General features: G+C 66.4%; 20 protein-coding genes and 4 pseudogenes. 13 read left to right on the top strand and 11 right to left on the bottom strand.

Annotated features, from left to right (window positions below; all coding sequences use genetic code 11):
- The first annotated feature begins 102 nt into the window (after positions 1 to 102).
- The 10 genes from AB3G45_RS01795 (at position 103) to AB3G45_RS01840 (ending at position 13,306) form a co-directional block, all read left to right on the top strand.
- Positions 103 to 2,316 carry a TonB-dependent siderophore receptor gene (locus tag AB3G45_RS01795; protein ID WP_367828932.1) on the top strand — a complete coding sequence of 738 codons (2,214 nt, stop codon included), beginning with the start codon at positions 103 to 105 and terminating at the stop codon, positions 2,314 to 2,316.
- A 74-nt stretch (positions 2,317 to 2,390) separates the two neighbouring features.
- Entirely contained in the window at positions 2,391 to 3,461 is a 1,071-nt protein-coding gene (locus tag AB3G45_RS01800; protein WP_367828933.1) for an ABC transporter substrate-binding protein, read from the top strand.
- Positions 3,462 to 3,470: 9 nt separating this feature from the next.
- Positions 3,471 to 4,547 (top strand): DUF2218 domain-containing protein, encoded by a 1,077-nt coding sequence (locus AB3G45_RS01805; RefSeq protein WP_367828934.1) that lies wholly within the window; start codon positions 3,471 to 3,473, stop codon positions 4,545 to 4,547.
- Positions 4,548 to 4,691: 144 nt separating this feature from the next.
- Positions 4,692 to 6,845, top strand: a complete 2,154-nt coding sequence (locus AB3G45_RS01810) for a 4Fe-4S binding protein (RefSeq protein WP_367828935.1) — start codon at positions 4,692 to 4,694, stop codon at positions 6,843 to 6,845.
- A gap of 15 nt (positions 6,846 to 6,860) precedes the next feature.
- Entirely contained in the window at positions 6,861 to 8,792 is a 1,932-nt protein-coding gene (nosZ, locus tag AB3G45_RS01815; protein ID WP_367828936.1) for a TAT-dependent nitrous-oxide reductase, read from the top strand.
- A gap of 3 nt (positions 8,793 to 8,795) precedes the next feature.
- Positions 8,796 to 10,124 (top strand): nitrous oxide reductase family maturation protein NosD, encoded by a 1,329-nt coding sequence (locus AB3G45_RS01820; RefSeq protein ID WP_367828937.1) that lies wholly within the window; start codon positions 8,796 to 8,798, stop codon positions 10,122 to 10,124.
- Complete coding sequence (locus AB3G45_RS01825) at positions 10,087 to 10,989, top strand: ATP-binding cassette domain-containing protein (protein ID WP_367828938.1); 903 nt, start codon at positions 10,087 to 10,089, stop codon at positions 10,987 to 10,989. Before AB3G45_RS01820 ends, AB3G45_RS01825 begins: the two co-directional genes overlap by 38 nt.
- The gene (locus AB3G45_RS01830) at positions 10,986 to 11,807 is read left to right on the top strand and encodes an ABC transporter permease (RefSeq protein ID WP_367828939.1); all 822 of its coding nucleotides are present in this window, start codon (positions 10,986 to 10,988) and stop codon (positions 11,805 to 11,807) included. The genes AB3G45_RS01825 and AB3G45_RS01830 overlap by 4 nt, the downstream gene beginning before the upstream one ends.
- Positions 11,804 to 12,388 (top strand): nitrous oxide reductase accessory protein NosL, encoded by a 585-nt coding sequence (locus AB3G45_RS01835; RefSeq protein ID WP_367828940.1) that lies wholly within the window; start codon positions 11,804 to 11,806, stop codon positions 12,386 to 12,388. The genes AB3G45_RS01830 and AB3G45_RS01835 overlap by 4 nt, the downstream gene beginning before the upstream one ends.
- A gap of 3 nt (positions 12,389 to 12,391) precedes the next feature.
- The gene (locus tag AB3G45_RS01840; RefSeq protein ID WP_367828941.1) at positions 12,392 to 13,306 is read left to right on the top strand and encodes an FAD:protein FMN transferase; all 915 of its coding nucleotides are present in this window, start codon (positions 12,392 to 12,394) and stop codon (positions 13,304 to 13,306) included.
- Positions 13,307 to 13,382: 76 nt separating this feature from the next.
- Here the strand turns inward: AB3G45_RS01840 and AB3G45_RS01845 are convergent, their stop codons facing one another.
- Positions 13,383 to 14,009: a hemerythrin domain-containing protein gene (locus AB3G45_RS01845; RefSeq protein ID WP_367828942.1), complete on the bottom strand. Its 627-nt coding sequence runs from the start codon at positions 14,007 to 14,009 to the stop codon at positions 13,383 to 13,385.
- 826 nt (positions 14,010 to 14,835) lie between these two features.
- Between AB3G45_RS01845 and AB3G45_RS01850 the strand changes: the two are divergent.
- Positions 14,836 to 15,360, top strand: a pseudogene (locus AB3G45_RS01850) (YcnI family protein); the annotation flags it as partial.
- Positions 15,361 to 15,366: 6 nt separating this feature from the next.
- On the opposite strand, the pseudogene AB3G45_RS01855 reads toward AB3G45_RS01850, so the two are convergent.
- Together AB3G45_RS01855 and AB3G45_RS01860 are read right to left on the bottom strand one after the other, a co-directional pair.
- Positions 15,367 to 15,885, bottom strand: a pseudogene (locus tag AB3G45_RS01855) (YcnI family protein); the annotation flags it as partial.
- A 175-nt stretch (positions 15,886 to 16,060) separates the two neighbouring features.
- Positions 16,061 to 16,453, bottom strand: a complete 393-nt coding sequence (locus AB3G45_RS01860) for a hypothetical protein (protein ID WP_367828943.1) — start codon at positions 16,451 to 16,453, stop codon at positions 16,061 to 16,063.
- Between the two features lie 202 nt (positions 16,454 to 16,655).
- Between AB3G45_RS01860 and ric the strand changes: the two genes are divergently transcribed.
- Positions 16,656 to 17,333 carry an iron-sulfur cluster repair di-iron protein gene (ric, locus tag AB3G45_RS01865; protein WP_367828944.1) on the top strand — a complete coding sequence of 226 codons (678 nt, stop codon included), beginning with the start codon at positions 16,656 to 16,658 and terminating at the stop codon, positions 17,331 to 17,333.
- A gap of 76 nt (positions 17,334 to 17,409) precedes the next feature.
- Here the strand turns inward: ric and AB3G45_RS01870 are convergent, their stop codons facing one another.
- The 6 genes and pseudogenes from AB3G45_RS01870 to AB3G45_RS01895 form a co-directional block, all read right to left on the bottom strand.
- On the bottom strand, positions 17,410 to 18,324 hold the full coding sequence (locus AB3G45_RS01870; RefSeq protein ID WP_367828941.1) for an FAD:protein FMN transferase: 915 nt from the start codon (positions 18,322 to 18,324) through the stop codon (positions 17,410 to 17,412).
- A gap of 3 nt (positions 18,325 to 18,327) precedes the next feature.
- A complete protein-coding gene (locus tag AB3G45_RS01875) occupies positions 18,328 to 18,459 on the bottom strand; it encodes a hypothetical protein (protein ID WP_367828945.1) in 132 nt (43 codons plus the stop codon).
- Positions 18,431 to 18,784, bottom strand: coding sequence for a nitrous oxide reductase accessory protein NosL (locus AB3G45_RS01880; RefSeq protein ID WP_367828946.1), 354 nt, complete (start codon positions 18,782 to 18,784; stop codon positions 18,431 to 18,433). Before AB3G45_RS01880 ends, AB3G45_RS01875 begins: the two co-directional genes overlap by 29 nt.
- Positions 18,781 to 18,912: a hypothetical protein gene (locus AB3G45_RS01885; protein WP_367828976.1), complete on the bottom strand. Its 132-nt coding sequence runs from the start codon at positions 18,910 to 18,912 to the stop codon at positions 18,781 to 18,783. Before AB3G45_RS01885 ends, AB3G45_RS01880 begins: the two co-directional genes overlap by 4 nt.
- A complete protein-coding gene (locus tag AB3G45_RS01890) occupies positions 18,909 to 19,466 on the bottom strand; it encodes an ABC transporter permease (RefSeq protein WP_367828947.1) in 558 nt (185 codons plus the stop codon). Before AB3G45_RS01890 ends, AB3G45_RS01885 begins: the two co-directional genes overlap by 4 nt.
- Positions 19,467 to 19,527: 61 nt before the next feature.
- Positions 19,528 to 19,731 (bottom strand): annotated as a pseudogene (locus AB3G45_RS01895) (ABC transporter permease); the annotation flags it as partial.
- Positions 19,732 to 19,751: 20 nt separating this feature from the next.
- Between AB3G45_RS01895 and AB3G45_RS01900 the strand changes: the two are divergent.
- Positions 19,752 to 19,955, top strand: coding sequence for a hypothetical protein (locus AB3G45_RS01900; protein ID WP_367828948.1), 204 nt, complete (start codon positions 19,752 to 19,754; stop codon positions 19,953 to 19,955).
- A gap of 237 nt (positions 19,956 to 20,192) precedes the next feature.
- Here AB3G45_RS01900 and AB3G45_RS01905 read toward each other — a convergent pair whose 3' ends face one another.
- Together AB3G45_RS01905 and AB3G45_RS01910 are read right to left on the bottom strand one after the other, a co-directional pair.
- Positions 20,193 to 20,627 (bottom strand): ATP-binding cassette domain-containing protein, encoded by a 435-nt coding sequence (locus AB3G45_RS01905; protein ID WP_367828949.1) that lies wholly within the window; start codon positions 20,625 to 20,627, stop codon positions 20,193 to 20,195.
- A pseudogene (locus tag AB3G45_RS01910) lies at positions 20,590 to 21,171 on the bottom strand (NosD domain-containing protein); the annotation flags it as partial. The pseudogene AB3G45_RS01910 and the gene AB3G45_RS01905, both read right to left, overlap by 38 nt.

Raw genomic sequence — 21,171 nt, forward strand, 5'->3', positions numbered from 1 at the left:
TGCTGCCCTAAGAGATATATTAACTTGATTTATCTGGTCAAGTTTCGATAGGGCGATTAAACGGTTGGGGCCGTGATGATGAGTTTGGTTGAGAAGACGAGCGTGGGCAGTGAAGCGGAAAGAGGGCGGCGGACGTCGGACAGGCGCCTGTGGCGCGTCTCGTCCGTTGCGCTTGTGGCTGCCGGCCTTTCCGGTCAGGTGCATGCGCAGGACGCAGGGGCGACGGCGCTGGAAACCGTTACCGTCAACGTCGACACGGACAGCGGCCGCGGCCCGGACCAGGGCCTTGCTGCCAAGCGCGCCCGCAGCGCTGCCAAGACGAACACCCCGCTGCGCGAGACGCCGCAAGCCGTAAGCGTCGTCACGCGCGAGCAGATGGATCTGCAGGGCGTCAACACCGTCGCCGAGGCGCTGCGCTACACCGCGGGCGTGCTTCCGGACCCGAACGGCTACGATATTCGCTACGACTGGCTCTATATCCGCGGCTTCAACAATTACGGGACGATGTGGCTCGATGGGCTCGTCCTGCCGGGCGATCCGAGCAACTACGCGACGCCGAGCGTCAATCCCTTCGCGCTGGAGCGTGTGGACGTCATCAAGGGGCCGACCTCGGTGCTCTATGGCAGCTCCGTTCCCGGCGGTCTCGTCAATCAGGTCGGCAAGCGGCCGCAGGCGGAGGCGCATAACGAGGTCGGCATCCAGGCGTCCTCGCATGGCGGCCTGCAGGGCACGCTCGACATGACCGGCCCGCTGACGCAGGACGGCGACTGGCTCTACCGGATCGTCGCACTCGGCAAGAACGTGGGGACCCAGATCGACAAGGAGCGCGAGCGCCAGTTGATGCTTGCCCCGAGCCTCACCTGGGCGCCGACCGACCAGACCTCGCTCACTCTCTACGGCTACTACCAGAAGGACCGCCCGGAGAACTTCAATCCGCGCTTCTATCCCGCCGTCGGCACGCTGCTCGACAATCCGCTCGGCCAGATCCCGCGCGACATCAACTTCGGCGATCCGAACGCCGACGTCTTCGAGCGCGATTTCTACATGCTCGGCTACGAATTCGAACACGAGTTCAACGAGACCTGGACGGTGCGCCAGAATCTGCGCTACGGCCGCTCAAGCCAGAACATGTTCCTCGTTCTCGTCAATCCGGCCTTCGCCTATGGGGCGGACGGACACACGCTGAACCGTGCCTCGGCGATTTCCGACGACTGGGTCTCCAGCTTCGCCGTCGATACGCAGGTCGAGGCCCGCTTCGATACCGGCGCGTTCGACCACACGCTGTTGCTCGGTCTCGACTACCTGAAGGCGACGTCGTCGACGAATTTCGGCAATGCCATCGTCGGCGTGCCGCCGATCGATTTTCTCGACCCGCGCTACGGCGAGGTCGATATTCCCGTGCCCGCCATCCAGCGCTCGGGCCTGCAGGAACAACAGCAGGTCGGCCTCTACATGCAGGACCAGATCCGTTATGACAACTGGGTCGGCACCTTCGGCATGCGCTACGATTTCTCCGATATCGATAGCACGAACCGCATGCTGACGCCGGCGTCGACCGTGTCGACCGAGGACCAGAAGCTGACGTGGCGGGCCGGCCTCACCTATCTCTTCGACAACGGCCTTGCGCCCTATGCCAGCTACTCCACCGCCTTCCTGCCGACGCTCGGCACGGACAAGTCGGGCAATGCCTTCAAGGCGCAGACGGCCGAACAGTATGAGATCGGCGTCAAATACGAGCCGCCGGAAGGGCGGGGCATGGTCGCCGTCTCGCTCTTCAACCTGACGCTGGAAAACGCGCTGACGCCGGATCCGACCGATGCGCTCTACGACGTCCAGTCCGGCCGCCAGCGTGTGCGCGGCATCGAGATCGAGGGCAAGTACGAACTGACGCCGGACCTCGATATCCTCGCCTCCTATGCCTATTCGCGTTCGAAAGTGCTGGAAACCAACAATCCGGCCGAACTCGGCCGTGAAATGTTGCGCTTGCCCGAGCATCAGGGGGGCGTCTGGCTCGCCTACCGGCCGGGCATGATGGAAGGACTGACGCTGACCGCCGGCGTGCGCGCCCTGTCTTCCTACCAGACGGACAGCACTTACAAGGAAGAGCTGCGCATTCCCGGGCGGGCGCTCGTCGATATCGGCGCGGAGTATGATTTTGCGGCGATCGGCAAGGACTTTGCCGGCACGAAGCTGCGCGTCAATGTCACGAACCTGTTCGACAAGGAGTATGTCTCCCATTGCCTCAACAGCACGGGCGGAAGCTGCAACTACGGCGCCGGCCGCGCCATCACCGCGACGCTGAAATATTCGTGGTGAGCATGGGTTGCCGAAGAGATGAAAGGGGAGGGGTCGCCGGCGTACCGGCGGCCCTCTTCCGGTTCCTTGCGGGATTGCTCCTGCTCCTGGCGGTTTCCGCCGGCCCGGCGCGGGCGGAGATCGTTCTTTCGGATGCGGCCGGGCGCACGGTGCGGCTTGCCGCGCCGGCCCACCGCATCGCCACGAACGAAAGCCTCATCCTCCTGTCTCTCGCCCTCGTCGATCCCGACCCCGTGTCGCGCATCGCCGGCTGGGCTGCGCCCCAGCGTATCGATCGCGGCATGTACGAGGATTATCGCCGGCGTTTTCCCGCTATCGAGGCCATTCCTGCCGTTGGCGGCGTGCTGCCGGCGAAGACCTCGGTGGAAGCGATCCTCTCCGTCAGGCCGGACCTGTTCGTCGTTTCGATCTGGGAGGACGGCTGGTCGGAGGCGACGGCGACGCTGGAGGCGGCCGGTGTGCCGGTCCTCTTTCTCGACGGTCCCGTCAACGACGGCAAGGGGCCGGCGGAAACGACCGCGTTCGCGGTCGAGCTTCTGGCGAAAGCCGTCGGGAGGGAAGAGAAAGGCAAGGCCTTCGGCGATTTCCTGCGCGCCCGCTACAAGCGCATCATCGATCGCACGGCTGCCCTGGCGCCGGTCTCGGTGCTCGTCGATGCCCATGCGGGTGCAACCTGTTGCGCGACGCCGGGCAAGGGCAACCGCATGACGGAATATCTGCGGCTTGCCGGCGGCAGGAGCATCGGCGCGGACCTGCCGGGCTATGACGGGCTCCTCAGCCCGGAATATGTGCTCGGTGCGGAACCTTCGGTCTATATCGCGACCGGGGGGCCGCATCTCGCCTTGCAGGGCGGCCTGGTGCTCGGCGGGGGTGTGGATGCGCAGGCGGCGCAAAAGTCCTTTGCCAACATTCTCGGCAAGGATATCCGCGGCGCGCTGGGCGCGGTGCGGGAAGGGCGCGCCCATGCCGTTTCGCACCAGCTGTCGATCTCCGTGCTCAATATCCTCATCTTCGAGTGTTTCGCAAAGTGGATGCACCCCGAGGTCTTCACGGATGTCGACCCGAACGAGACGCTCGCCGAGATCAACGAACGCTTCCTGGCAGTCCCGCTGGAAGGTTCGTTCTGGATCGATTTCAAGCCGTAAGGACACGATATGCGACGTGAATACACCGCCCGGGCCCGGATCGCGCTGCGCAATCCCGGTCCAGTCATCGCTGAGTTCTGCGATCATATGATCGAGCACAACGCCGAGGTGAGCGAAGGGCCGGCAGGTCCCGTGCTGAGGCTCGGCGCTGTCCGCGCCGCTTTTACCCGCGATGGCGAGGAGACGCTGGTCGACGTCGCGGCGCCGGACCTTGAGGGCCTTTATCTCGCGCGCATGTCCGTTGCTTCGCATATCCTGGAGTTTGCCGGCAACGATCCGCCCGTTATCGCCTGGACCGGTGATGGCGGGGAAATCGTCCGCCCGCCGAATTTCCAGACCCTTGAAGTCGTCGGCTGTCGCACGCTCACCCCGCATATGCGCCGGCTGACACTTGCCGCGGAGAACGTCGCCCGCTTTGCCGGCCTCGATGCGCTGCATCTCAACCTCATGATCCAGTGCCCCGAAGCTGTCGAACCGCAATGGCCGCATGTGGGAAGCAACGGCGTCATCGCCTGGGACCGCCCCGAGCTGCGGCCCCTCATGCGCAAATATACGGTGCGTTCCCTCGATCTTGCCGCTGGAACGCTCGACATCGACTTTGTGCTGCACGCCGACGCAGGCCCCGGCTCGGGCTTTGCGGAAACAGCGCGCGTGGGCGACCGGGTCGGTGTGGTCGGCCCGGGCGGCGGCGGTCTCGTCGATGCGGACTGGTATCTCTTCGCCGGCGATGAGACCGCGCTTCCCGCCATCGCCCGCATGCTGGAACACCTGCCTGCCGGCGCGCGCGGCAAGGCGTTCCTCGAAGTCGCGGATGCGGCTGAGGTCCAAACCCTGACGACGACGTCGAAGGTCGAGATCGAATGGCTCTTTCGTGACGGCCGCCCTCCCGGCACCACGACCCTTCTCATGGATGCGATCCGCGGGGCCGATTTCCCGGAAAAGGACGAACGGCTCTACCTGTGGGCCGCCGCCGAGTTCAACGCGTTTCGTGCCATCCGCGCCTTTGCCCGCCAGGAAAAGCATCTCGCCAGCCATCAGCATCTCGTCGTTTCCTACTGGCGCCGGGGTGTCGCGGAGGACGAGTAGGCGTTCTCGTCTACACGGCCGCCATATGAAACATTGCGCTCCTCAAAGATATTGCCTGACGAGTTGCCCTGTTTGACACAAGTCAACGACCGCCGGGCCTGAACCCTCCAATGCTCCTGCAACGATCTGCGGGAATGCTCTGGAATGAAATTCGTCCGACTAGTCCTTCTGCTCTGCGCCAGCCTGTGCCTTGCGGTGTCCGCTCACGCTGCTCCGGTGCTGCAGGAATATTTGCCCGGTGAGGTAGCCTCCGATCTCGTGCCGGGCGCCGATGGTTTCGGTCCGGTGCGCGACGACATCGCGGTGGCGCCGGTGCTCAAAGGCGGCGATACGCTCGCCTGGGTCTTCGTCACCTCGGATTTCGTGGGCACGACGGGCTATTCCGGCAAGCCGATCCACACGCTCGTGGCGGTGGGATTGGATGCGAAGATCATCAGCGTCCGGCTTGTCAAGCATTCCGAGCCCATCGTGCTCATCGGCATTCCCGATGCCAAGGTGAAAGCGCTGGTGGCCGGCTATGCCGGGCTCGACCTCGTCGCGGAGGCGAAATCCGGCGGCACGGCGCATGAGGTGGACATCATCTCCGGCGCCACCGTGACGGTGATGGTGATCGACGATTCGATTGTCCGTTCGGGCCTGAAGGTCGCACGGGCGCTTGGTCTTGGCGGGCTCGCGCCTGAAGTGGAGACTGCCGGCCCGCGTTTCGAGATCGATCCCGCCGCCGCCGCGCCGGCGGATTGGACCGAGGCCGAGGGCGACGGCACCTTGCGCCGGCTCTCGCTCGACGTGGCGCAGGTCAATGGCGCCTTCGCCGCGCATCCCGACGAACGGGCGCGCGAGCGGGCGATTGCCGAAGCGCCGCAAACGACCTTCATCGACATGCAGGCGGCGCTGGTCTCCGTCCCCGCGATCGGCGGGGCTCTGCTCGGCCCGGCCGGAGAGGCCAATCTCAAGGGCTGGCTGAAAGAGGGCGAGAACGCCGTCGCGGTGATGGCGCGCGGCCTCTATTCCTTCAAGGGCTCGGGATATGTGCGCGGCGGCATCTTCGACCGTATCGTGCTGATCCAGGACGATGTGTCCGTGCGCTTCCGCGACCGCGACCATCGCCGTCTCGGCGGCATCGCGCTCGCCGGCGCGCCCGAATTCACCGAGATGGACCTGTTCCGCATTCCCGCCGGTCTCGGCTTCGATCCGGCCAAACCCTTCCGCATCCAGCTTCTCGCGCAGCGCGAGGTCGGGCCGATCGAGAAGGTCTTCCATACGTTCGACCTCGGCTACCAGCTCCCGCAGAAATATCTGCGCGCCATCGCGCCGCCGGCAAAGGAAGCCATCGCCGTGGCCGCCCGTGACGAAGGCTCCGCGCAGGTGGACCTGTGGAAGCGCATCTGGCAGGATTCCAAGCTGAAGATCGTGGTTCTGGCCGCCATGCTGGTGGTGCTGACCGGCGTGTTCTTCTTCCAGACCTATGCGGTCAGGAACGCCAAGGGCTTCTACATCTTCCGCATCGGCTTCCTGGTGTTCACGCTGGTCTTCCTCGGCTGGTACGCCAATGCGCAGCTTTCGGTCGTCAACCTGATGGCGCTGTTCGGTTCGCTGGTGACCGGCTTCAGCTGGCAGGCCTTCCTGCTCGATCCGCTCACCTTCATCCTGTGGTTCGCCGTCGCCGCCGCGCTGCTCTTCTGGGGGCGGGGTGCCTATTGCGGCTGGCTCTGCCCCTTCGGCGCCCTGCAGGAGCTGACCAACCAGATCGCCCGCAAGCTGCGCATTCCGCAATGGACGCTGCCCTGGGGCCTGCACGAGCGGCTCTGGCCGGTCAAGTACATGATTTTCCTCGGCCTCTTCGGCGTCTCGCTGATGAGCGTCGAGCAGGCCGAGCACCTTGCCGAGATTGAGCCGTTCAAGACGGCGATCATCCTGAAGTTCATCCGCGCCTGGCCGTTCGTCGCCTATGCCGTCGCGCTTCTCGTCGCGGGGCTCTTCGTCGAGCGGTTCTACTGCCGCTACCTCTGCCCGCTCGGCGCGGCGCTGGCCATCCCCGCGCGCATGCGCATGTTCGATTGGCTGAAGCGCTACCACGAATGCGGAAACCCCTGCCAGACCTGCGCGATCCAGTGTCCGGTGCAGGCGATCCACCGCACCGGCGAGATCAATCCGAACGAGTGCATCAACTGCCTGCACTGCCAGGTGCTCTACCAGTCCGAAACCGTATGCCCCGTGGTGATCAAGAAGATGAAGTCGCGCGCCAAGCTCGCGGCAAGCCCCGGCGGCCCGGTCCCGCAACCCGCAGCCAAGGTTTAACGAAGGAAGGAACCGATGATGGAATCGAAGGAAAACAAGGGGCTGAGCCGCCGCGCGCTCTTCAGCGCCACGGCAGGGACGGCTGTTCTCGCCGGCACGATGGGGCCGGCCGCGCTCGGCCTCGGCGCCGCGGGCCTGGCCACGCCTGCCCGCGCCGCGGCCGGAGCCGACGGTTCGGTCGCGCCCGGCAAGCTGGACGACTATTACGGCTTCTGGTCCTCGGGCCAATCCGGCGAGATGCGCATTCTCGGCATCCCGTCGATGCGCGAGCTGATGCGGGTGCCGGTGTTCAACCGCTGCTCGGCCACCGGCTGGGGCCAGACGAATGAATCGATCCTCATCCACCAGCGCACGATGACGGAGAAGACGAAGAAGCAGCTTGCCGCCAACGGCAAGAAGATCCACGACAACGGCGACCTGCACCACGTCCACATGTCCTTCACCGAGGGCAAGTATGACGGCCGTTATCTCTTCATGAACGACAAGGCCAACACGCGCGTCGCGCGCGTGCGCTGCGACGTGATGAAGACCGACGCCATCCTGGAGATCCCGAACGCCAAGGGCATCCATGGCCTGCGCCCGCAGAAATGGCCGCGCTCGAACTACGTGTTCTGCAACGGCGAGGACGAAGCGCCCCTCGTCAACGACGGCTCGACCATGACGGATGTCTCGACCTACGTGAACATCTTCACCGCCGTCGATGCCGACAAGTGGGAAGTCGCCTGGCAGGTGCAGGTCTCGGGCAACCTCGACAACTGCGATGCCGACTATGAGGGCAAGTGGGCCTTCTCGACCTCGTACAATTCCGAAATGGGCATGACGCTGGAGGAGATGACCAAGTCCGAGATGGACCATGTCGTCGTCTTCAATCTCGCCGAGATCGAAAAGGCGATTGCCGCGGGCCAGTACGAAGAGATCAACGGCGTGAAGGTCGTGGACGGCCGCAAGGAAGCCAAGTCGCTCTTCACCCGCTACATCCCGATCGCCAACAACCCGCACGGCTGCAACATGGCGCCGGACAAGAAGCACCTGTGCGTGGCCGGCAAGCTCTCGCCGACCGTCACCGTGCTCGACGTCACCAAGTTCGACGCGATCTTCTACGACAATGCCGAGCCGCGCAGCGCGGTGGTGGCGGAGCCGGAACTCGGCCTCGGCCCGCTGCACACCGCCTTCGACGGTCGCGGCAATGCCTATACTTCGCTCTTCCTCGACAGCCAGGTGGTGAAGTGGAGCATCGACGAGGCCATCCGGGCCTATGCCGGTGAGAAGATCGACCCGATCAAGGACAAGCTCGACGTCCAGTATCAGCCCGGCCACCTGAAGACGGTCATGGGCGAGACGCTGGATGCCACCAACGACTGGCTGGTGTGCCTGTGCAAGTTCTCCAAGGACCGCTTCCTGAACGTCGGCCCGCTGAAGCCGGAAAACGACCAGCTCATCGACATCTCCGGCGACAAGATGGTGCTGGTGCATGACGGCCCGAACTTCGCCGAGCCGCATGACGCCATCGCCGTCGCGCCCTCGATCCTGCCGAACATCAAGTCCGTGTGGGACCGCAAGGATCCGCTCTGGGCCGAAACCCGCAAGCAGGCCGAGGCCGACGGCGTCGATATCGACGAGTGGACCGATGCCGTCATCCGCGACGGAAACAAGGTGCGCGTCTATATGACGTCGGTCGCGCCGAGCTTCAGCCAGGAAAGCTTCACCGTGAAGGAGGGCGACGAGGTCACGGTCATCGTCACCAATCTCGACGAGATCGACGACCTGACGCACGGCTTCACCATGGGCAATCATGGCGTCGCCATGGAGGTCGGACCGCAGATGACGAGCTCCGTCACCTTCGTGGCGGCCAATCCGGGCCTCTACTGGTACTATTGCCAGTGGTTCTGCCACGCCCTGCACATGGAGATGCGCGGGCGCATGTTCGTGGAACCGAAGGACGCCTGAAGAATGCGGCTGCCCGTCCTCCTGATCGGCCTTCTTCTCGCTTCGCCGCTGGCCGCGGCGGAGCGTGCCGTCGCGCCGGGCACGGGCAGCCTCGCAGCGGCCATCGCCGGGGCGACCCCCGGCGATGTGCTCGTTCTTGCCGACGGGGTCCATGCCGGCCCCGTCACCATCGACCGGCCGCTGACCATTTCCGGCTCCCGTGCTGCCGTGGTGGACGGACAGGGGCAGGGCAGCGTGATGACGATTTCCGCCGAAGACGTGACGCTGACGGGCTTCACCGTCACCGGCTCGGGCCGCGTGAACCAGGACCTTGATGCGGGGGTGAAGATTATCGAGGGCGCCGACCGTGCGCGCATCGAGAAACTGCTCGTCACCGGCAACATGCATGGCATCGACGTGCATGGCGGGCGCGATGCCGTCGTCAGCGCAAACGAGATCATCGGGACCGACAGCGCGCGCATGAACGAGCGCGGCAACGGCATCTATGTCTGGAACAGCCCGGGCACGCTCTTGGAGAACAATGTCATCCGCTACGGCCGCGACGGCATCTTCTCCAATGCCAGCGCCGACAGCATCTACCGGGGCAACGTCATGCGCGACCTGCGTTTTGCCGTGCACTTCATGTACACCCGCAACACCGAGGTCTCCGGCAACATCTCGATCGGGAACCATCTCGGCTTCGCCATCATGTTCTCCAACAAGGCGAAGATCCTCGACAATCTCAGCCTCGGCGACCGCGAACACGGGCTGATGCTGAACTATGCCAACAATGCCGACGTCACGGGCAATCTGGTGCGCGGCGGCACGAAGAAATGCCTCTTCATCTACAATGCCCACAAGAACCTCATCTGGAACAACCGCTTCGAGGGCTGCGGCATCGGTATCCATTTCACCGCCGGTTCCGAGAAGAACGTGCTGACCGGCAACGCCTTCATCGCCAACCGCGAGCAGGTGAAATATGTCGGCACGCGCAACATGGAATGGAGCCATGAGCGCAGGGGGAATTTCTGGTCCGACCATCCCGCCTTCGACCTCAACGGCGACGGCATCGCCGACAGCTTCTATCGCCCCAACGATCTGATGGACCAGATCCTCTGGTCGCAGCCCGCGGCAAGCCTGCTCATCGGTTCGCCCGCCGTGCAGCTCGTGCGCTGGAGCCAGCGGGACTTTCCCGCCACGCTGCCCGGCGGCGTGCGCGACAGCGCGCCGCTGATGCGGCCCCTTGCCATATCCGTCCCGCCCGAAATCCTCGGCTTTGAGGCCGAGGCCGCCGGTCGCTGGGCCGAAGGAAATCATGATGACACCGACCCTGACAATCTCTCGGCTCACTAAACGCTTTGGCGATGTGGAAGCGCTGAAAGCCGTTTCGCTGACGCTGGAGGCGGGGCGGCGCGCGGCCCTGCTCGGCCATAACGGCGCGGGCAAATCGACCCTGATGAAGATCGTCCTTGGCCTCGTTCCCCATGACGGCGGCGAGGTTTCGGTCTGCGGCGCGGCGCCCGGCTCGCCCGCGGCGCGCACGCAGGTGGCCTATCTGCCGGAAAACGTCGCCTTCCACCCGGCCCTGACCGGGGAGGAGCAGCTTCGCCACTATCTCGCGCTGCGCGGCGAAAGCCCGAAGCAGGCCATGGCGCTTCTTGGCCGTGTCGGGCTGGAGAAGGCGGCGCGGCGGCGGATCGGCACCTATTCCAAGGGTATGCGCCAGCGTGTCGGCCTCGCGCAGACGCTGATCGGCCGTCCGCGTCTGCTCGTGCTGGACGAGCCCACGTCGGGCCTCGACCCGGTGTCGCGGCGGGATTTCTACGATCTCCTCGACGGCCTCGCCGCCGAGGGGACCGCGATCCTGCTCTCCTCGCATGTGCTGACCGAGGTGGAGGCGCGCACCGACCGTATCCTCATTCTCTCGGGCGGAAAACTGGTGGCGGAAGGCACGCTTGCCGATCTGCGCGCCCGCGCGGCACTGCCCGTCTCATTTCTCGTTCGCCCCGCTTCCGGCCACGCGCCGGCGCTGACGGCGGCCTTTCCCGAGGCGGTTGCGAGCGCAGACGGGCTCCTGCGTCTTTCCTGCACGCAGGCGGAAAAGCTGCCCCTGCTTGCCCGCATGGCCGCGCTCGGCGGCAAGGTCGCCGATCTCGATGTGATCCCGCCGAGCCTTGAGGATATCTACAGCCATTTCAGCAGGAGGGATGGGCAATGAACCGCATCCTCGCCACCGCGATCTCGGAATTCCGCATCGCCTTCCGCAATCGCTGGGTCTCCATCGCGACGGGCATGATGATGCTGTTCGCGCTGGTGCTCGCCGCCGCCGGTGCCGCCCCCACGGGAGGCGTCGGCGTGGACCGGCTCTCGGTGACGGTCGCCTCGCTCACCTCGCTTGCCGTCTATCTCGTGCCGCTCCTGGCGCTCCTGATGAGTTTCGACGCCGTGGCGGGCGAGGTGGAGCGCGGCACGCTGCCGCTGCTTCTCACCTATCCCGTCTCGCGCCTGCAGATCCTCATCGGCAAGCTCCTCGCGCATCTTGCGATCCTCGCCCTCGCGGTCACGCTGGGTTACGGCGCGGCGGCGCTGGTGGCCGTCTGGTCCGATGCCGAGGCGATCAGGGGGCTCGGCGCGCTGTGGCGGCTGATCTGGTCTTCGGTCCTGCTCGGGGCCACCTTCCTCGGCGCGGGCTACGCCCTTTCGGCCCTGGCGCGCCGGCCTTCCGGGGCCGCCGGTCTTGCGGTCGCGCTCTGGCTCGTGGCGGTGGTGCTTTACGATCTCGCGCTGCTTGCGCTGATCGTCTCGGATGGCGGCGGGGCCTTTACCACGCAGGCGCTGCCCGTTGCTCTGCTTGCCAATCCCGCCGACGCCTTCCGCGTCTTCAACCTCTCGGCGGCGGAAGCCGTTGCGGCGGCCGGCGGCATCGGCGGTGCGGCGGGCGCCATTGCGCTCTGGCAGTCGGCCGCCTCGCTCTTCCTCTGGCCGCTTGCCGCCATCGCGCTTGCGGTTGCGGCCTTCCGCAAGGTGACGCCATGAAAAATCGCATTCGCCCCGTTCTGCTCGTCGCGGCGCTCGTGCTGCTTTCCGCCTGCCGGGAAGAGGCGGTTCAGAGCACAGTGCCGCAGGACATGACGCCCGAGACCCTCGGCCACTATTGCCAGATGAACCTCCTGGAGCATCCCGGCCCCAAGGCGCAGGTCTTTCTGGAGGGCAACGCCGCGCCTCTGTTCTTCAGCCAGGTGCGCGACGCCATCGCCTATATGCGCGGCCCCGAGCAGGTCGCGCCGATCCTCGCCGTCTATGTGACCGACATGGGCAGGGCGGGCGCGACCTGGGACCGGCCCGGCGACGGCAACTGGGTCGTCGCCGACGAGGCCTTCTACGTCCTCGGCTCGGCGCGGGCCGGCGGCATGGGCGCTCCGGAGGCGGTGCCCTTTTCCAGCCGGGAGCGCGCCGAGGATTTCGCCCTCGCCGAGGGCGGCCGCGTGCTGACGCTCGCCGATATCACCGATGACATGGTTCTCGCCCCGGTCGAAGCCGGTGCGGAACAGGGGAGCGAAGACGACGCCGATTTCGACGGCCGCCTGCGTGCCCTGCCCAACAAAGCCGGAGGTTGACCCATGCCTATCACCCGACGCCGCCTGATCACGATTTCCGCCGCCCTGGCCATCCTGCCCGCCACCGCCCGCGCCTCTGCGAGGGAAACGACCCGCCAATGGACGGGGCAGGCGCTGGGCGCGCGCGCCTCGATCCGGCTCGACCATCCCGACGGCGGGGCCATCGCCGCCCGCGTCATGGCCGAGATCGACCGGCTGGAGGATATCCTCAGCCTCTACAGGCCGCAGAGCGCATTGTCCCGCCTGAACCGCGACGGGTCTCTTGCCACCCCGCCTTTCGAATTGCTGGAATGCCTGTCGCTGGCCGGTGCCGTGCACCGCGCGAGCGGCGGCCGGTTCGATCCGACCGTGCAGCCGCTCTGGGCGCTTTGGGCCGAAGCCGCGGCAGGCGGCACAAGGCCCGCTGCCAGGACGGTCGAGACGGTGCGGCGGAAGACCGGCTTCACGAAGGTGGAACTGGACGCCGCGGCCATCACCCTCAGGCCCGGCATGGCGCTGACGTTGAACGGGATCGGCCAGGGCTATGTCGCCGATCGGGTCGCCGCCCTGCTGGAGGCCGAGGGGCTCAGCGACATCCTCGTCGATACCGGAGAACTACGCGCGCTCGGCGGCAGGCCGGACGGCGAAAACTGGCCGGTGCGCCTGGAGACGGGCGAGCGCCTGTCGCTGCGGCAGCGCGCGCTCGCCACCTCCGCGCCGCTCGGCACGACCTTCGATCAGGCGGGCCGCGACGGCCATATCCTCGATCCCGCGACCGGCATGCCGGCGGTATCGGCGTGGCGTTCCATCTCGGTCTCGGCGCCCTCCGCCGCCATCGCCGACGCCCTTGCCACCGCCGCCTGCCTGATGCCCGAGCCGGAGGCGATCCGGCGCATGCTCGGGCATTTCGAGGGCGCCCGTCTGGAAGCCGGCGCGTAGCCGCGCCTTCGGGTGCCGCAACGGCGACAGGGCGAAACGGCACCCGGAATATCCGGATGCCGTCTTCATCTTCGGGTTATGCGCCGGCGGCCGCGTCCGGCGTCTCGAAGCGCGGGAAGAGGACGGCGTTCTCGATATGCATGTGCGCCACGAGATCGTCGGTGAGTTTCCGCAGCCCCGTATAGAGTGCGGTCCACGAGCCGCAAGCCCCCTCCGGCAGCGCCATGCCATGGGCGGCATGCTCGATATCCTGAAGAAGCCTGGCGGTATCGGCATGCTCATGACGCATTTGCGCGATGGGGTGGGATATCCGCGTGTTTTGACCCTGCCGCATCAAGGGGAAGAGGATTTGCTCTTCGCTCGTCATGTGGTCTTCCAGTTCGTCCCTCAGTGCGACCAGTGCCCGGGCAAGCCCGGACGGGGCGACCGGATGATCGCCGTGGACGCGCTCGACCTTCTCGGCAAGCGGTATCAGGAAGGCCAGTTCGCGGCGATGGGTCTCATGATAGCGCGAGAGAAGGTGGTCGATGAGCGGTCCGGTCTCCCGCGGCGCTTCGAGGACCGGGCCGCCCGCCGGAGCGCCTCCAGTTCGGGCAAGCAGATCGGCCGGCGACAGTCCGGCCCGTGCGGCCGCATCGCGAAGCGGGATGTCGCCCGCACAGCAGAAATTGATGGCCGAGCGCCGGAACCAGCTCGGCCGCACCCGGCAGTTCGGCGGCGATGGTCGTCACGGTGGTTTCGAGAGAAAGCGTTTGCATGCTCGATCCTTTGAAAGGTGGATGGGCCCCCAATTTGCAGAATCGGCACGCGCCGTCTTTGCGCCGGGCCGAACAAAAGATCGCAATGCGGGAAACGGTATCGCGACCCTGCTTGTCGCATCGCAAAGAGTGCGACAATTCGGCGGGCCGGGAGCCTTTTCCATTGCGCGGCATGATTGGTAAGCCTTGGTGCGAGAGGTTCGATGAAGACGCATCTGCAACAGTGCGGAACGGATGGGTGGCCTTCGCCGTCGCCGTGCTGATGGCGTTGCAGGTTTCTTCTCAGCCCCCTGGCTCAGGCATCCGCGGCCGGCAACTCCCCGGTGGATGCCTACGGCAATCCCCTCTGCATCACCCACCTTGACGAGCAGAAGCCGGCGTCGACGCCGGGCAAGGAGCGTTCGCCCGCGCCCGATTGCTGCCACGCTGGCCTGCGGTATGGCCGCGGTCTCGTTTCGCCCCATCGTCCCGTCCTCATTCCGTTCAATCCGCTCGCACAACCCTCGCAGCGGATTTTCGACGGTTACGAGGACCATGTGCCCCTGGCGCATGACTCTCTGCCCGGACATCCTCGCGGCCCCCCGACGCTCGCCTGATCGCCGGGCAATGCCGGCAAGCTGACCAAGCCTATGTCGCGTCGCGGGTTCTCCCCGTCCGATCGCCGCCCGGTCATGCCCTCAGCCGCCTGCCGCACGCCGTCGCGACCCCACTTCCTTTCCTTTTCCACCATACCTTGCCGGCAGGGATGACCGGCTCCATCGGAGAATGACAATGCTGAAAAGAACACTTGCAACCATTGCCGCCATCGCGCTCGGTTCGAGCGCCGCCCTTGCCCATGTTTCGCTGCAGGTGAAGGAGGCGCCGGTCGGTTCGACATACCGCGCCATCTTCCAGGTGCCGCACGGTTGCGAGGGCAATCCGACCAACGTGGTGCGCGTGCAGATCCCCGAAGGCGTGATCGCGGTGAAGCCGCAGCCGAAGGCCGGCTGGACACTCGAAAAGGTCAAGGGCGCCTATGCCAAATCCTACGACTACCACGGCACGCCGACCGGTGAAGGCGTGAAGGAGATCGTCTGGAGCGGCGGAACGCTCGGCGACGACGAATATGACGAGTTCGTGCTGAGGGTCTATCTGACGAAGGATTTGCAGGCGGGCGAGACGCTTCATTTCCCGGTGGTGCAGGAGTGCCCGGACGGTCTCGCCGAGCGCTGGATCGAAATCCCAGCCGAAGGCCAGTCGGATGACGATCTCGAGCTTCCCGCGCCCGGCGTGAAGCTGATCGAGGCCGCCGGCGGCCGCGCCGGCGGCCTCGATCAGCTTCACGCCGGGCGCGGGAAGCTCGAGATCGTCATCCGACTGGCCTTCGGCTGGGATTTCGATCCAGCGCTCGGCGAGACCGTCCGGGCACTCCTGCACCACCGGGAAATGAAGCGTCTCGCCCGCCTGCAAATCCTTCGTCAGATAGACCCTCAGCACGAACTCGTCATATTCGTCGTCGCCGAGCGTTCCGCCGCTCCAGACGATCTCCTTCACGCCTTCACCGGTCGGCGTGCCGTGGTAGTCGTAGGATTTGGCATAGGCGCCCTTGACCTTTTCGAGTGTCCAGCCGGCCTTCGGCTGCGGCTTCACCGCGATCACGCCTTCGGGGATCTGCACGCGCACCACGTTGGTCGGATTGCCCTCGCAACCGTGCGGCACCTGGAAGATGGCGCGGTATGTCGAACCGACCGGCGCCTCCTTCACCTGCAGCGAAACATGGGCAAGGGCGGCGCTCGAACCGAGCGCGATGGCGGCAATGGTTGCAAGTGTTCTTTTCAGCATTGTCATTCTCCGATGGAGCCGGTCATCCCTGCCGGCAAGGTATGGTGGAAAAGGAAAGGAAGTGGGGTCGCGACGGCGTGCGGCAGGCGGCTGAGGGCATGACCGGGCGGCGATCGGACGGGGAGAACCCGCGACGCGACATAGGCTTGGTCAGCTTGCCGGCATTGCCCGGCGATCAGGCGAGCGTCGGGGGGCCGCGAGGATGTCCGGGCAGAGAGTCATGCGCCAGGGGCACATGGTCCTCGTAACCGTCGAAAATCCGCTGCGAGGGTTGTGCGAGCGGATTGAACGGAATGAGGACGGGACGATGGGGCGAAACGAGACCCGCGGCCATACCGCAGGCCAGCGTGCAGCAATCGGGCGCGGGCGAACGCTCCTTGCCCGGCGTCGACGCCGGCTTCTGCTCGTCAAGGTGGGTGATGCAGAGGGGATTGCCGTAGGCATCCACCGGGGAGTTGCCGGCCGCGGATGCCTGAGCCAGGGGGCTGAGAAGAACCTGCAACGCCATCAGCACGGCGACGGCGAAGGCCACCCATCCGTTCCGGCACTGTTGCAGATGCGTCTTCATCGAAACCTCTCGCACCAAGGCTTACCAATCATGCCGCGCAATGAAAAGGCTCCCGGCCCGCCGAATTGTCGCACTCTTTGCGATGCGACAAGCAGGGTCGCGATACCGTTTCCCGCATGCGATCTTTTGTTCGGCCCGGCGCAAAGACGGCGCGTGCCGATTCTGCAAATTGGGGGCCCATCCACCTTTCAAAGGATCGAGCATGCAAACGCTTTCTCTCGAAACCACCGTGACGACCATCGCCGCCGAACTGCCGGGTGCGGCCGAGCTGTTCCGGCGCTCGGCCATCAATTTCTGCTGTGCGGGCGACATCCCGCTTCGCGATGCGGCCGCACGGGCCGGACTGTCGCCGGCCGATCTGCTTGCCGAACTGGAGGCGCTCCGGCGGGCGGCCGGTCTCGAAGCGCCGCGGGAGACCGGACCGCTCATCGACCACCTTCTCTCGCGCTATCATGAGACCCATCGCCGCGAACTGGCCTTCCTGATACCGCTTGCCGAGAAGGTCGAGCGCGTCCACGGCGATCATCCGGTCGCCCCGTCCGGGCTTGCCCGGGCACTGGTCGCACTGAGGGACGAACTGGAAGACCACATGACGAGCGAAGAGCAAATCCTCTTCCCCTTGATGCGGCAGGGTCAAAACACGCGGATATCCCACCCCATCGCGCAAATGCGTCATGAGCATGCCGATACCGCCAGGCTTCTTCAGGATATCGAGCATGCCGCCCATGGCATGGCGCTGCCGGAGGGGGCTTGCGGCTCGTGGACCGCACTCTATACGGGGCTGCGGAAACTCACCGACGATCTCGTGGCGCACATGCATATCGAGAACGCCGTCCTCTTCCCGCGCTTCGAGACGCCGGACGCGGCCGCCGGCGCATAACCCGAAGATGAAGACGGCATCCGGATATTCCGGGTGCCGTTTCGCCCTGTCGCCGTTGCGGCACCCGAAGGCGCGGCTACGCGCCGGCTTCCAGACGGGCGCCCTCGAAATGCCCGAGCATGCGCCGGATCGCCTCCGGCTCGGGCATCAGGCAGGCGGCGGTGGCAAGGGCGTCGGCGATGGCGGCGGAGGGCGCCGAGACCGAGATGGAACGCCACGCCGATACCGCCGGCATGCCGGTCGCGGGATCGAGGATATGGCCGTCGCGGCCCGCCTGATCGAAGGTCGTGCCGAGCGGCGCGGAGGTGGCGAGCGCGCGCTGCCGCAGCGACAGGCGCTCGCCCGTCTCCAGGCGCACCGGCCAGTTTTCGCCGTCCGGCCTGCCGCCGAGCGCGCGTAGTTCTCCGGTATCGACGAGGATGTCGCTGAGCCCCTCGGCCTCCAGCAGGGCGGCGACCCGATCGGCGACATAGCCCTGGCCGATCCCGTTCAACGTCAGCGCCATGCCGGGCCTGAGGGTGATGGCCGCGGCGTCCAGTTCCACCTTCGTGAAGCCGGTCTTCCGCCGCACCGTCTCGACCGTCCTGGCAGCGGGCCTTGTGCCGCCTGCCGCGGCTTCGGCCCAAAGCGCCCAGAGCGGCTGCACGGTCGGATCGAACCGGCCGCCGCTCGCGCGGTGCACGGCACCGGCCAGCGACAGGCATTCCAGCAATTCGAAAGGCGGGGTGGCAAGAGACCCGTCGCGGTTCAGGCGGGACAATGCGCTCTGCGGCCTGTAGAGGCTGAGGATATCCTCCAGCCGGTCGATCTCGGCCATGACGCGGGCGGCGATGGCCCCGCCGTCGGGATGGTCGAGCCGGATCGAGGCGCGCGCGCCCAGCGCCTGCCCCGTCCATTGGCGGGTCGTTTCCCTCGCAGAGGCGCGGGCGGTGGCGGGCAGGATGGCCAGGGCGGCGGAAATCGTGATCAGGCGGCGTCGGGTGATAGGCATGGGTCAACCTCCGGCTTTGTTGGGCAGGGCACGCAGGCGGCCGTCGAAATCGGCGTCGTCTTCGCTCCCCTGTTCCGCACCGGCTTCGACCGGGGCGAGAACCATGTCATCGGTGATATCGGCGAGCGTCAGCACGCGGCCGCCCTCGGCGAGGGCGAAATCCTCGGCCGCGCTCCCGGCTGGAAAAGGGCACCGCCTCCGGAGCGCCCATGCCGCCGGCCCGCGCCGAGCCGAGGACGTAGAAGGCCTCGTCGGCGACGACCCAGTTGCCGTCGCCGGGCCGGTCCCAGGTCGCGCCCGCCCTGCCCATGTCGGTCACATAGACGGCGAGGATCGGCGCGACCTGCTCGGGGCCGCGCATATAGGCGATGGCGTCGCGCACACTGGCTGAAGAACAGAGGCGCGGCGTTGCCCTCCAGAAAGACCTGCGCCTTGGGCCGGGATGCTCCAGGAGGTTCATCTGGCATAGTGGCCGAGGGTCTCGGGCGTCATGTCCTGCGGCACTGTGCTCTGAACCGCCTCTTCCCGGCAGGCGGAAAGCAGCACGAGCGCCGCGACGAGCAGAACGGGGCGAATGCGATTTTTCATGGCGTCACCTTGCGGAAGGCCGCAACCGCAAGCGCGATGGCGGCAAGCGGCCAGAGGAAGAGCGAGGCGGCCGACTGCCAGAGCGCAATGGCGCCCGCCGCACCGCCGATGCCGCCGGCCGCCGCAACGGCTTCCGCCGCCGAGAGGTTGAAGACGCGGAAGGCGTCGGCGGGATTGGCAAGCAGAGCAACGGGCAGCGCCTGCGTGGTAAAGGCCCCGCCGCCATCCGAGACGATCAGCGCAAGCAGCGCGAGATCGTAAAGCACCACCGCCACGAGCCAGAGCGCGACCGCAAGACCGGCGGCCCCGGAAGGCCGGCGCGCCAGGGCCGAAAGGGCGTAGCCCGCGCCGAGGAAGGTGGCCCCGAGCAGGACCGAAGACCAGATCAGCCGCCACAGCGCGCCGAGCCCCCTGATCGCCTCGGCATCGGACCAGACGGCCACCAGCGCCGCCGCGCCGTAACCCAGCGTGACCGCGAGGGCGAGGATCGCAAGATGCGCGAGGAGCTTGCCGATGAGGATCTGCAGGCGCGAGACGGGATAGGTGAGAAGCAAGCGGCAGCGTGCCGCGCTCCACCTCGCCCGCCACGGCGTCGAAACTCATCAGGAGCGCCAGGAGCGGCACGAGATAGACGGCAAGCGAGGTGAGCGAGGCGACCGTCACCGAGAGCCGGTCCACGCCGACGCCTCCCGTGGGGGCGGCACCGGCGGCGGCGAGCACCAGCGCGAACAGCATCATCATGCCCGTCGCGATGGAGACCCAGCGATTGCGGAAGGCGATGCGGAATTCCGAGATCGCGGTGGCGAGGATGCGGTTCATTGCCCATCCCTCCTGCTGAAATGGCTGTAGATATCCTCAAGGCTCGGCGGGATCACATCGAGATCGGCGACCTTGCCGCCGAGCGCGGCCATGCGGGCAAGCAGGGGCAGCTTTTCCGCCTGCGTGCAGGAAAGACGCAGGAGCCCGTCTGCGCTCGCAACCGCCTCGGGAAAGGCCGCCGTCAGCGCCGGCGCGTGGCCGGAAGCGGGGCGAACGAGAAATGAGAGGGCAGTGCCGCGCGGGCGCGCAGATCGGCAAGCGTGCCTTCCGCCACCAGTTTTCCGCCGAGAGAATGAGGATACGGTCGGTGCGCGCCTCCACCTCGGTCAGCACATGCGAGGAGAGCAGGATCGCGGTCCCCTCGGCGGCGAGGCCGTCGAGGAGATCGTAGAAATCCCGCCGCGACACCGGGTCGAGGCCCGACGTGGGCTCGTCCAGCACGAGCAGACGCGGACGGCCGATCAGCGTCTGGCGCGAGGCCGACACGCTGGCGCATACCCTTGGAATAGGTGCCGATCCGCCCCGCGCCGCCTTCTCCAGCCCGACACGGCCAAGAAGCGCCATGGCCTGCTTCGGGCTTTCGCGCGCAGCGCGAGATAGTGGCGAAGCTGCTCCTCCCCGGTCAGGGCCGGGTGGAAGGCGACGTTTTCCGGCAGATAGGCCACCTGCGTGCGCGCCGCGGGCGAGCCGGGCGCCGCGCCGCAGACCGAAACCTCGCCGCCGTCATGGGGAACGAGGCCAAGGACGATCTTCATCAGGGTCGATTTGCCCGCGCCGTTATGGCCGAGCAGGGCCGCGCGCCGCCCCGCCTCCAGCGTCAGCGAAACGGCTTTCAGCGCTTCCACATCGCCAAAGCGTTTAGTGAGCCGAGAGATTGTCAGGGTCGGTGTCATCATGATTTCCTTCGGCCCAGCGACCGGCGGCCTCGGCCTCAAAGCCGAGGATTTCGGGCGGGACGGATATGGCAAGGGGCCGCATCAGCGGCGCGCTGTCGCGCACGCCGGGGCAGCGTGGCGGGAAAGTCCCGCTGGCTCCAGCGCACGAGCTGCACGGCGGGCGAACCGATGAGCAGGCTTGCCGCGGGCTGCGACCAGAGGATCTGGTCCATCAGATCGTTGGGGCGATAGAAGCTGTCGGCGATGCCGTCGCCGTTGAGGTCGAAGGCGGGATGGTCGGACCAGAAATTCCCCCTGCGCTCATGGCTCCATTCCATGTTGCGCGTGCGACATATTTCACCTGCTCGCGGTGGCGATGAAGGCGTTGCCGGTCAGCACGTTCTTCTCGGAACCGGCGGTGAAATGGATACCGATGCCGCAGCCCTCGAAGCGGTTGTTCCAGATGAGGTTCTTGTGGGCATTGTAGATGAAGAGGCATTTCTTCGTGCCGCCGCGCACCAGATTGCCCGTGACGTCGGCATTGTTGGCATAGTTCAGCATCAGC

This window comes from Shinella sp. S4-D37, from assembly GCF_040812195.1.
Classification (GTDB): domain Bacteria; phylum Pseudomonadota; class Alphaproteobacteria; order Rhizobiales; family Rhizobiaceae; genus Shinella.